The 11,826-nt window shown below is 55.0% G+C and carries 6 protein-coding genes and 2 pseudogenes; 4 read left to right on the top strand and 4 right to left on the bottom strand.

The window, feature by feature from the left end; all coding sequences use genetic code 11:
* The first annotated feature begins 774 nt into the window (after positions 1-774).
* Together AB5Y91_RS12885 and AB5Y91_RS12880 are read left to right on the top strand one after the other, a co-directional pair.
* Positions 775-1,926 (top strand): site-specific integrase, encoded by a 1,152-nt coding sequence (locus tag AB5Y91_RS12885; protein WP_182951357.1) that lies wholly within the window; start codon positions 775-777, stop codon positions 1,924-1,926.
* Between the two features lie 506 nt (positions 1,927-2,432).
* Positions 2,433-4,334, top strand: coding sequence for a DUF927 domain-containing protein (locus AB5Y91_RS12880; RefSeq protein WP_368169955.1), 1,902 nt, complete (start codon positions 2,433-2,435; stop codon positions 4,332-4,334).
* A gap of 360 nt (positions 4,335-4,694) precedes the next feature.
* Here AB5Y91_RS12880 and AB5Y91_RS12875 read toward each other — a convergent pair whose 3' ends face one another.
* The 3 genes and pseudogenes from AB5Y91_RS12875 to AB5Y91_RS12865 form a co-directional block, all read right to left on the bottom strand.
* A complete protein-coding gene (locus tag AB5Y91_RS12875; RefSeq protein WP_151028097.1) occupies positions 4,695-4,874 on the bottom strand; it encodes a hypothetical protein in 180 nt (59 codons plus the stop codon).
* 126 nt (positions 4,875-5,000) lie between these two features.
* Positions 5,001-5,906, bottom strand: coding sequence for a helix-turn-helix transcriptional regulator (locus AB5Y91_RS12870; protein WP_368169954.1), 906 nt, complete (start codon positions 5,904-5,906; stop codon positions 5,001-5,003).
* A gap of 198 nt (positions 5,907-6,104) precedes the next feature.
* Positions 6,105-7,017: pseudogene (locus AB5Y91_RS12865) on the bottom strand (IS5 family transposase).
* Between the two features lie 455 nt (positions 7,018-7,472).
* Between AB5Y91_RS12865 and AB5Y91_RS12860 the strand changes: the two are divergent.
* Positions 7,473-9,614, top strand: a complete 2,142-nt coding sequence (locus AB5Y91_RS12860) for a putative bifunctional diguanylate cyclase/phosphodiesterase (protein WP_368169953.1) — start codon at positions 7,473-7,475, stop codon at positions 9,612-9,614.
* 109 nt (positions 9,615-9,723) lie between these two features.
* Here AB5Y91_RS12860 and AB5Y91_RS12855 read toward each other — a convergent pair.
* Positions 9,724-9,816: pseudogene (locus AB5Y91_RS12855) on the bottom strand (IS5/IS1182 family transposase); the annotation flags it as partial.
* Positions 9,817-10,193: 377 nt separating this feature from the next.
* Here AB5Y91_RS12855 and AB5Y91_RS12850 point away from each other — a divergent pair.
* The gene (locus tag AB5Y91_RS12850) at positions 10,194-11,807 is read left to right on the top strand and encodes an IS1634-like element ISAs25 family transposase (protein WP_010674210.1); all 1,614 of its coding nucleotides are present in this window, start codon (positions 10,194-10,196) and stop codon (positions 11,805-11,807) included.
* Positions 11,808-11,826 lie beyond the last annotated feature (19 nt).

The raw sequence follows: 11,826 nt of genomic DNA, 5'->3' as shown, positions 1-11,826 counted from the left end.
GGATTTTCAATCCCCTGCTCTACCGACTGAGCTATCTGGGCAACGGCGCGCATTAAACCCTTTCTCGACTGGGGTGTCAACCTTGCAGCCCCAGTTTCTGGCATGTTTTTGCATAGGGTGAACCAAGTGGCGAGATACTGTGCAAGGAGCCCCTGACTCAACACCCGGATCCGGTTGTCGGTAGGTGCTGCTATCGAGGATTTTTCCCTTTATAGAATTACCTTTTCGCTCTCTCACGCATTCGGTTCCTCCAACAAGTCAGCCCATTTTCTGTCAAAAAACGGATGAACTAACCTGCATGTTTTTTGTGCGCTGAAAAGTTACCAGAAATTGACCAGACAGGGTTTGGTGCGTCGATACCGAAGGACCTCCGGTCGCTCAACTTCCGTATCTGCGTTTGAAGAAGAGTGATAACCCCCTACAGCAAGAGCTGTAGGGGAAGTAAATACTTGTGCTCAATGTGGTGTTTTAGCTCATAAAGTGAGCAGGGTGTCGGGGGGGCGGAAAAAAATAAAAATATTTTTCCGCCACAAAATCGGACTCTATTGAGTTTCTTCTTTCTGATTCTTTAGAGGGGGGCAAAAACTGATTTCTACTCTCCGGCTATAGGGGGATTTTGTAAAGCACAAAACATACCATGTGCAGGGTAGTCTGTTTTTATAAGGCATTATCGGATGGTTACGCTCTGGAGCTGGTCTTCCCTTTCGGTTTTTCTTCGTCCAACATTCTTGTCATGAGTCACCACGGTGGGGGCTCTAGATGATAGGAGGTGCGATGCCCGAACAGGCTGTAGCTCCAACTGTAGATAGTGCCAAGTTGGAGGAGTGCAGTTCAAAGCAGCGTGAAAGTAAAGATAAATACGAGCGTTCCCTTACGTGGATTACTTATGCCACTGGTCGCAAGGTTGGTTGTCTTAGTTTCACCAAAAATAAAGTCCGTTATCGGTTAAAAATTGCGAGCACGGACGAATTCAGCGTTAAAGAGATACGTGAACAAGCAAGAAAGCTAAAAGCGGAGTTTGTACTTGATCCAGTAGGATTCAATCAAACCTATCTTTCGAGCTTGTCAGTAGAACAGTTTATACATGATAAATACCTGCCCTCAGTACGAGCAACTCATCGGTCACATAAAACCATCGAGTCTCGCGTAAAGCCCATCGTGGCAGCTTTAGGGCGCAAGCCATTAAACAGAGTAACCCGTTTCGACATCGAGGATTTTCTTACAGAATCAAATAAAACGTGCTCTGTCGCCACGCGGAACCGCTACTTGGCACAGGTAAAGGCCATCATGTCCTTCGCTGTAGAACGTGGCATTCTCAAGTCCTCGCCAGCAGCAGGGATTCCGGCAAAGCATGAAGCTGTTTTGCCACCCAAGGGGTTGCCTGATGAGGTGGTGAATAAGGTGGTCCATCGTTTGATGAAAGACATCGACGATGAAAAAGCTAGGCTTCTGCTGTTCCTGTTTGCAACAGGGTGCCGGCTGGGTGAGGCCCGAGCGCTACAGCTTCAAGATTGTAATCTCAATCGAAAGCTTGCGTATTTGCCCACCAGTAAGTCTGGTCGAGAAAGGCTCATACCACTTAATCATTTCGCGCTGGAGTTGATTCAACTCCAATTCCAGCGCCATGGCACAACCGGTCTGCTCTTTAGAGGCCAGGGTGGTGTCTCTCAGATTTCCGAACCTCGGCGGTATTGGTACCGGGTCTGCAATGATTGCGGACTCTCAGGAGTACGCATGCATGACGCCCGTCATACCGTCGCTACCTCGCTGTTAAACCAAGGTTGCTCGCTGGATGTGCTTCAAAAAGTGCTGGGCCATAGCTCGCCAAAAATGACTGAGCGATATGCCCGCCTCCACGATACCACGCTGGTTAAGGCCGTCAACGAATTACACACCCTGTGGGACCTCCCACGCATCACCTGTTAACAATTTTTTGGAGAATGGGGGAGGAGACTCCCCCATAGATAATTATGCGTAGACCCAGATCTAGTAGTGATAACCCCCCGAGGCGTTTTGACCGTCGTCCAGGGACTCAAGCATCTATTGATAGGATGGCAAGTCAGGGTGTACCGCCGACAGACTCGGTACCGGACTCGGATCAGGAGGCATCAGCGCCAGAATCGCACCCTGCAGTCGCTCCTGACTCGCTGCCGTTACTGGTGGAGAAAACGAACCTTGATGCACACCATGGTGATGCTCATCGAGCGAATATTGCCCCCGATGCTGTGAGCCCAATGTCCGAACAGCACGAATGTTGTCAGCCATACCCCGACAGTGAGACTCAATATGAGCTTTTCGTTCGTCGTGAACTTCTTATGCTGGATCAGTGTTCAGCAGAATACAGGTTGTACAACGAGGGGCGTTGCTCGATTACCCCTGATGGGACTGTGTGTGACCTAGATGGCGTGGTGCTTTCCAGGTCTGAGCCGGAGATGAAAAAACCGGTTCATTCGATAGCTATTCCTGATGGGTTTGCGATGTCCCCGTGGGGGAAATTGGCTAGCGATCATGGCAAGCCAAAAACGATACTCGGTAAGCCATTGCTGCCGGTATCGATACTCCAAGCTGACAGTACAGACATCAGTGGTGTTCGTTTCATGTATCTGGATGAGCGGAAGCAATGCCAGCGCATCGACCTATTATTCGATAGGGTGATTCAGGACTACAAAACAGTGAGGGCTGCGCTATACCGCGCGGGGATTGAATGCCTAGGTGTACGGGAGGAGGGGCTGCTGTCATACATGTCCGCCAGCATCAGTATCCAAAATATCAGCGTGGTCCATCAGCATCTGCAAGCGGGGTTTGTTAGCGAACATCTCTGCTATGTCTGGGTAGGTCGGTCAATTTACAAAACGGGCTATAGTGGTCCTCAGCACGAGCTGCTGTCCGCGCCTGGTGAGCATGACGCTATCCACTCGAAAGGAACGCTGCAGGATTGGCAAAAGAACATTGCGTTGTCTGTCAAAGAGTCACCAACCATGCTCGTTGCAATCATGGCAAATCTATCCAATGTATTCATGAAGTTATCAAATACAGGGACCATGATTTTTCACTTCAATGGTGCAAGCTCTTGTGGCAAAACGACGCTTTTACAAGTGGGGCAGAGTGTGTCAGGCGTGGCATCTGACCCAAGTGCGGGCCCCGCAACGGCGATTGTGAAGTGGGACGGAACAGCTGCTGGGTTCAAAGGCATGTTTCAACAACGAACTGGCATTGGCATTTGTTTGGATGAACTGGGCTCATTGTCTAGTAACGATCCGCTTCAGTTTGCCTATTCGGTGACGGGTGGACAGTCGAGAGTACTTGGCAATTTGAAGGGCACAGGTAATAGGAGCCCATTGGCATCGAATGTTTGTGCTCCCTCTTCGGGGGAGGAATCCTTCAAGGAACTGCTAGAGCGGAGCAAGGCGGGCACTAAAGGGGGGATATTCGTCAGACTGCTGGATATTGAGATGATGGCGGAGGATGTCGCGCTGGCGGGTGAGAGCCTTGAGCTGACTCGTTGCCGGGTGAATGGCCTTAAAGCTGCAACCTCTCAGTACTACGGTACGGCGATGCCTGCATATATTCAGGCGCTGTTGAATATGCCAGACATCGATACCCCTGCTGATTTAGCGGTTATCTTTGCTGCTAAGCGTGAGGAGTGCCAAGAGTGGCTGATGAGTCGCTCGGGATTAGAAAACCCTCCGCCTCTTGCTGCTCGTGGTGCTGGTTGCTTCGCAAACGTCATGGCAGCGGGGCGATTGGCCGTTGAGCTAGGTATTCTGCCGTTTGATGTGGCGTATGCAGATAATGCAGTTTTGGTATGCTTCCGACGGTGGCTCATGTCGATGGACGGCATCATGGATGATGTCACCAGAGAGGCTTATCGGTTATTGGATACGCTCTCCGAGCAACGAAGAAAGATCCACATCGGCAAGCCATCCATGGAAGTGCGGGAGCTATTAGGATTCACGGAAGACGGAAAGCTTTATGTCGAAATGACCCAGCTTCAGAAACTGTTGACAAGCAAGCCGAAGCTGGTCATGAAGTGGCTTCGTGAAAACGGGTACATAGTGCACTATGCTGACGGACGATATGTCAAAGAGATCGTAATAGACAGCCTTCCTGGCAATTATTACGTATTCTCGGTGAACAAGGTATTTCAATTTAGAAGCCCGCTATTTGATGAACGGACTGAGAGCCTCGTCCAACCTTGCAGTACTGGTTCATCAACGGCCCCTGGCTCCCCCGCTCCGAGTTTCACCCGCCGCGCGACGAGCGAGACGGGGTGCGTGATGGTTGAGTCCTCACCAGACATGCCAGAGATATCGGTGGAAGTCGAAAAATTCTAAAAAATGAAAGGGGGCCAGTGCGAACTGGCCCCTTTGCTTTTATGGGATCCGGTGGCAAAAGCAGGCAGCAAGGGGAGGAACGCTTTAGCAGGCCGAGAAGGCCAGGATGATCTTGTTGCGGAGGTTTGGAGGGCGGCGCAGCCAAAACGGCTCATTGGGTCGCTAAACCGCGATACAGGTGCCTCGCCATGCGGAGATTACCCCGGTATTGCTCACTGGTGTGATCTCAGCCTGTGCTGTCGAACGGTCCCCCAAAAAAAAGAGGCCAGTAGAACTGGCCGCTTTGTCGTTACGAGCGTTTCGTGGCAGATATCGCTCACAGGAGTCAACTAATGACCAACTAACATGTACGCGTTGACGTTATCGATACACTTCATATCCGGCAGGAACGCGGTCTTCATTATCGACTTCCTCTCGGGATTCACCGATCACCCGGTTCACCCGATCCCAGAACGTCTGACCATCGGTTTCGGTCAGGCCGTATTCCTGCTTCACCTCGCGCTTTGCGGTGGACTCTTTCATCTGGATCATTTTACTCATGCATCACTCCTTGGATTGCTACTGCTTGATGGTTGACGACAATGCAGAACAGCGGCGACAGGTGGTGTCGCGGCATGTCAGGCGCTGTCGCCAGATGTATAAACTGGGATCTTTGTCACAAATGAATCAGGGTGGATCCTGACTCATCAGGGTCAATAGATGGCGTAAATCACGGACGATCTGCTCACGGATAAAGCCGGGCGAGATCACGGTGAGCTCCGGCATCCAGGATTTGATGACAGGCAGAATTTGATTGGCATCGAGTACGCGACCGCTCAATAACAGCGCACCGTCATCCAGGGTTTTGACAATCTCTTGCTCGGGCAGCAACGGGCGATGCTGAAAGTTGATAGCGATGGATGCATTGGCCTTGAGGAGCACCTCGATCATGCCGGAGCGCCAGAGCGTCGGGTCGGTATCGATCTTCCTCTGAATAAGCGCATCGCGGGTAAAGGTCTGTTGCGATCGCTCAACCAGTGTGATGCCGCTCAGCGGATAGGTTTGCAACCGCCCCTCGCTGACGCCGACCAAGTGCCAGGTGCCCTTGTAGTTGACAAGCTGATAGGGGCTAAACAGTTGCTTGCGCTGGTCTTTGGTGATGAGCCAGCATTGCAGATGCTGGGTCAGTGCCTGCTCTAATACCGGTAACTGATGACTCAGTGAGTCGGTGGATTGGGCATCGAATCCCTTGATGGCGAAGAGGCTTGGGGTGTCTCTGTCCAGCAGCTGACCCAGACGATGTTCACTGGCGTGGGGGAACAGGTCGGTGATGCCAAGCTGTTCGGCCAGCTTTCGCAGCTTTCCATCGCTCTTGTGATTGAGGAACCCAGGATCCAGCCAGTATTGCTGGTTGCGGTGTTCTATCGGTAAATAACTGAGGCGTTGATTGAAATCCCGCTGCAGGGTGCGCACGGTGACGTTGTACTCGGTGGCCAGATCACTCAGGTGTAGCTTCTCACCACTGTACAGGCGGGTGAGGAGCATACCGAGGCGCTGAGCAATCTTGTCGTGTTCGTGTATACTATCAAACAAGGGGAATAGCCGTGTCGCGGATTATCCAAACAGGCCGCGACACGTCGTGACGAATTGGATTGCAGGCAGTTTTTCGCAAAACCCATCATCGACGATGGGCTTTTGTCATCAGGTGAGGGGTTTTGTTATCAACCGGGGCGTTGTTGCCCAAATCAGTTGTAAGAGCACAGCTTCCCCAGCCCCAAGTGACCGCTACACTCAGGGCTGTCTGACGGGCAGACCAAGGCTGTTCAGTTTGTTTATTGCTCCAACATACGCCATCACTTCCCCTACCTGACCGTTGTATGTTCGCAGACTGATTTTCCCCGCCAGCAACTGCTTGAACCGATACATCGCTGTTTCCGCCAGCGAGCGACGGTGATACCCCGATATCTTCTTCCAGTGCGCCAACCCTTCCTTGCGCATTACCTGCACAGCCTCATTTCTTGGATGTCCCTTTTCCCATAGGCCAGCGTTCTTGCGAGGTGGGATACAGGCTGTCGCCCCTTTGTACGAGATAAGCTGATGGCTGGCTTTGCTGTCCGTAGGCGCCATCCGCATAAACCCGGCCCAGCTTACGCCGCAGTGGATTGAGTAAGGTTGGCAGCACCTCGGCATCATGGACATTCTCCAGTGACACTTCTGCTGCCACGATATCGTGGGTTGCCGGGTCCACCGCCAGATGCAGCTTGCGCCACACTCGCCGTTTCTCGGCGCCGTGTTTTCTGACCTTCCACTCGCCTTCACCAAATACCTTCAGACCGGTCGAGTCGATGACCAGGTCGGTGATACGCCCCTTGGCCGGCTGCCGATAGGCCACCGTTACCGTGCGGGCCCGCTTGCTTACGCAGCTATAGTCCGGTGCGCACAGCGGCACATTCATCAACTCGAACAAGGAGTCGAGTAGCCCCTGAGTTGCGCGAAGCGTGAGGTTAAAAATCCCCTTGAGCATCAGGAAGGTTGAGATGGTCTGGTCGGTGTAGAGCTGGCTGCGGCACCGTCGTCCGTGATGGTCGTGGTGGAACCAGTTGTTCATGACCTCGGCATCAACCCAGAAGGTGAGCGAGCCACGCTTAATCAAAGATTTGTTGTATTGAGGCCAGTTAGTGATGGAGTGAAGCGACGCGCCCATGATGCAGACTTGAAGGGAATGGTAGTGATCAGATCACTGCGTCCTCAGTTAGTTCCATTCACGCTGCATCGATTTGGGAACAACGCCCTTCGCGTATCATTTTTGAACATTAAATGACGCCTGATGACACCAATGCCTTCCTTCATGTGGAAAGAGGTCGCCAAGCTGGCAGTGGGCTAGCGAGTGTCACTGAGCGGGAACTTCACATTCATCTTTACCCCTGCTTTTCACGCGGGAAAATTTGGAACCCGCCTTCGGACAAGGGGCGGAGGAAATTGCCATCAAGGGGTAAATTCAGTGTTTTTACTCTGATCCTGGGCTCATTTTGGTGCGAATCTCTGTACAGTTTGTGACACCTCTTGTGTACAATCCTCAGCCCGATTTTTATCTCCAGCCAGGCCATGGCTCAGACCGTTATCCATCCCAGAGTGAATCAAGTGACCGCGACCCACCCCATGCTCGACAGTTATTACAGCAACGACCTGGTGTTCTTCTCCATCCTGCTGGCGGTGCTCGCCTCCTACACGGCGCTGAACATGACGAGCCGGGTGAGCCAAAGCCAGGGATGGGGCGCCGCCCTCTGGCTCACGGGGGGTGCCTTTGCCATGGGGTTCGGTATCTGGTCCATGCACTTCATCGGCATGCTCGCCTTCAACCTGCCCATCGCGCTCGGCTACGATCTCCCCCTCACCGGTCTCTCCCTGGTCGCGGCCATCGGCTCGTCGGCCTTCGCCCTCTGGCTGGTGAGCCGCCCCCAGCTCCCCTGGGGACGGATCCTGTTCGGGGCCGTGCTGATGGGTGCCGGGATCGCCACCATGCACTATATCGGCATGGCGGCCATGAAGATAATGCCCGGCATTCACTACCAGAGGGGGCTCTTCGTCCTCTCCATCCTCATCGCCGTGCTCGCCTCGGGGGCCGCCCTCTGGATTGCGTTCAGGCTGCGCAACAGCAGCCCGCACGCCTTCTTCAGCAAGGCTTGCGCCTCCCTCGTCATGGGCTGCGCCATCATTGGCATGCACTACACCGGCATGGCGGCGGCCCAGTTTCCGAAGAGGAGTCTGAGCGTTGCCCTCTACACCGGGCTCGATACCCAGTGGCTGGCGACCGTGGTCATCATCGTGACCCTGGCGGTGTTCGCCATCGCCCTGGTGCTCTCCATGCTGGATGCCCACGCGGCGCGCCTCTCGACCTCCCTCCACCAGGCCCACAACGAGCTGCTCAAGCTGGCGCTGCACGACAGCCTGACCCGGCTGCCCAACCGGTTGCTGTTCGCCGACCGCCTGGAGCAGCGCATTCAGGAGTGTCAGCACAGCCAGCGCAGCTTCTCCCTGCTGTTTCTCGATCTCGACGGCTTCAAGATCATCAACGATGCCCACGGCCACCACACCGGAGATCTGCTGCTGGTCGAAGTGGCGGAGCGGATCTCCGCACTGCTTGGCCCCAATGACACCGCCTCGCGCTTCGGGGGGGATGAGTTCGTGCTGGCCCTGGCGCCGGGGGATGTCGGCCAGACCACTGCCTTCGCCGAGCGTCTGCTGGCCGCCCTGGCACAGCCCTATCAGTGGGAGCACCACAGCCTGCACATCACCGCCAGCATCGGCATTGCGGTCTACCCCCAGGATGGCACCAGCCTGCACGAGCTGACCCTCAACGCCGACGCCGCCATGTACTACGACAAGGAGCGGGGGCGCAACCACTACAACTACTTTGACAGCGCCATGAATGCCAACGCCCACCAGCAGTTCCTGCTGCAACAGGAGCTGCAACACGCCCTGGAACGGGGGGAGCTCGCCCTGCACTACCAGCCCAAATACGCTGCCCGTAGCGGCGAGGTGGTCGGTGCCGAGGCCCTGCTGCGCTGGCAACACCCGCAGCTGGGGGCCATCTCGCCGGCCCGCTTCCTGCCCCTGGCGGAGAAGAGCCGACTCATCATTCCCATCGGCAACTGGGTCATCGACGAGGCGTGCCGCCAGATGAGCCGCTGGCGTGACGCGGGACACCCGGACTGGAACGTGGCCGTCAATCTCTCCACCATACAGCTGGCCAGCCCCGGCCTGCTGGAAGAGGTGGAATCCGCCCTCGCCCGCCATCGGCTGGAGGCCCGTCACCTGACTCTGGAAATCACCGAAACCACCGCCATGGAGAACGCCGAGGAGAGCCTGGCCATCCTCAACCGCCTGGCCGAGCTCGGGCTTGGCATCTCCATCGACGACTTCGGCACCGGCCACTCCAGCCTGCTCTACCTCAAGCGCTTTCCCGCCAACGAGCTCAAGATAGACAGGGGCTTCGTCACCACGCTGGCGCCACAGGGGGACGATGCCACCATCATCGGTGCCATCATCGCCCTGGGCCAAGCCCTAGAGATGCGCATCGTGGCCGAAGGGGTAGAAACCGAGGAACAGCGCGCCCTGCTGACCCTGCTCGGTTGCGACACCCTACAGGGGTATCTGCTCGGGCGTCCCATGACGGGCGACCAGCTGCTGGCGCACTGCCGCGCCGAGGCGGCAATCCCAGACAGCATGTCCGCCTTAACCTGCCCCCTATCTGCGCCCATCACGCATTCACCGATTGCGCCTTGTCTTGGCTTTGGGTAGGCTGCGACAACATGACTCAAATGCTGCCACCCGTCCCGTCAAACGGTGCAGCCTGCACGTTCTCCCTATCGCAACAAGGCAGTTCACACCAGGAGCAACAGATGGCCAGATCGGCATCAACCCAGAAGGTGAGTGAACCACGATTAATCAAAGACTTGTTGTATTTAGGCCAGTTGGTGATGGAGTGAAGCGACGTGCCCATGATGCAGACTTGAAAAGGATGGTGGTGATCAGATCACCAAGTCCTCAGTTAGTTCAATTCAAGCTGCATCGATTTGGGAAAAAAACCCTCAGGTGTAGTTTCTCACCGCTGTACAGGCGGGTGAGGAGCATACCGAGGCGTTGAGCAATCTTGTCGTGTTCGTGCATACCATCAAACAAGGGGAATAGCCGTGTCGCGGATTATCCAAACAGGCCGCGACACGGCGTGACGAATTGGCTGGCAGGTAGTTTTTCGCAAAACCCATCATCGGCGATGGGCTTTTGTCATCCGTCATTCCGCACCTGATTTTGCTATTTTCAGTGCTTGACGGCGATCGGCCGTTCTGATCTATTACTCTCTTTTGCAGGTAGATCATCATGGCCGCACCCGCTATCTCGATCCGTAACCTCGATCACCTTGGTTTGGTCGCCGCACTCTGCCAGGAACTGGGCATTGCCCGCATGATCGATGCCTTGCTCCCCAAAACCCCGCCTTTCAAGGTCTCACATGGTGAAGCCTTGGTCGCCATGATAGTGAACGGCCTCGGCTTTCACAGCAGCACCCTGCACATGTTCCCGCAATTCTTTGCTAACAAGCCGGTTGAGCGCCTGATTGGCCCCGGGATCTGTGCTGATGACCTCAATGATGATGTGCTCGGTCGCTGTCTCGATGCCCTCTTTGAGGCCGATGTCAGCGCCTTGTATCAGGTGATGGCGGCGCAAGTTGTCGAGCGGCTGGGGCTCAAAAGCACCGCAGTGCACCTCGATATTACCAGCTTCCACGTCGATGGCGCCTATGACTGTGCCGATGGGGATCTGGTCGGTAAGCTGCAACTGGTGCGTGGTTATAGTCGTGATCACCGGCCAGAGCTGAATCAAGTGATCCTTGAGCTCATCTGTGAAAATCAGGCTGGCCTACCTGTCTATATGCAGGCCCTGAGCGGCAATAGTAATGACACCAAAGCCTTTGCCCAGACCGTTCGTCGCCATTTGAGCAGTCTCAAGGCCGCGCAGGAGTGCCGTTATCTGGTCGGCGATGCCGCACTGTACTGCGCCGATACCTTGCAATTACTGGCGCAACAGCAGCAACTATTTGTGACCCGGGTGCCCGTCACTCTCAATGAGGCAAAGCAGGCCGTGGCAACCATAGGTGCACAACCGCTGACCGCTCTGGGCAATGGCTATCATGGCCGTTGGCAACACGCGAATTATGCCGGGGTCGCGCAACGTTGGTTGCTGGTGCGCAGCGAACAAGCCAGCCACCGCGAGCAGCAGACATTGGCCAAAAACCTGCTCAAAGACAGTACCCGCGAGCTCAAAGCCTTCGCCAAATTGTGTGCCCGACGCTTTGCTTGTGAGGCGGATGCCCAAGCTGAGTTGAGCTGTTTTACCGCCAGCTTGATGCTGCTGCAACTGGATGCCGAAGTGGTAGGTGAACCCGTTTATACAGGACGTGGCAGACCCAAGCGTGGCGAAGAGCCAATTGGCCATCAGTTTCAAATCACTGGGTTGGCGGCAACTAGCCTGGCCTGCGTTGAAGAGGCCCGCAACCAGACCGGGGTGTTCATCCTGGCGACCAATGACCACAGCGATACGCTGACCATGGCCGAACTTTTGGCCACCTATAAAGCGCAGCAGAATGTCGAACGGGGCTTTCGTTTTCTCAAGAGCCCGGAGTTTTTAACCTCCTCACTGTACCTGAAAAAGCCGGAGCGGATTGAAGCGTTGCTCATGGTGATGACCTGTAGCCTGATGATTTACGCAGCGTTGGAGCACCGGATCCGGCAGGGATTAGTGGAGCAGAATCGCAGTGTGGCGGATATGAAAAAGAAACCGACCCAGCAGCCGACGGCCCGTTGGATCTTTTTGCGCTTTGGTGGCATCCATGAATATCGACTGGGAGAAGCTCCGCCACAAGTAACGGAGCTAACAGGAGACCAGCAGATCATTTTGGAGGTATTGGGTGAGCGCTATCGGCAAATTTATTCCTAAATCAGGTGCGGAATGTCGG

It is taken from the genome of Aeromonas sp. R4-3 (assembly GCF_040908275.1).
Lineage (GTDB): Bacteria > Pseudomonadota > Gammaproteobacteria > Enterobacterales > Aeromonadaceae > Aeromonas > Aeromonas rivipollensis.
The sequence above is the reverse complement of the archived record's forward strand: the minus strand, read 5'-3'. Positions and strand labels throughout refer to the sequence as shown.

What these genes read in the sequence shown, in the direction of transcription:
- AB5Y91_RS12860 (WP_368169953.1), top strand. Translation starts at nt 7,473, where the DNA reads ATGCTCGACAGTTATTACAGCAACGACCTGGTGTTCTTCTCCATCCTG.
- AB5Y91_RS12885 (WP_182951357.1), top strand. Translation starts at nt 775, where the DNA reads ATGCCCGAACAGGCTGTAGCTCCAACTGTAGATAGTGCCAAGTTGGAG.
- AB5Y91_RS12850 (WP_010674210.1), top strand. Translation starts at nt 10,194, where the DNA reads ATGGCCGCACCCGCTATCTCGATCCGTAACCTCGATCACCTTGGTTTG.
- AB5Y91_RS12875 (WP_151028097.1), bottom strand. Translation starts at nt 4,874, where the DNA reads ATGAGTAAAATGATCCAGATGAAAGAGTCCACCGCAAAGCGCGAGGTG.
- AB5Y91_RS12880 (WP_368169955.1), top strand. Translation starts at nt 2,433, where the DNA reads ATGAAAAAACCGGTTCATTCGATAGCTATTCCTGATGGGTTTGCGATG.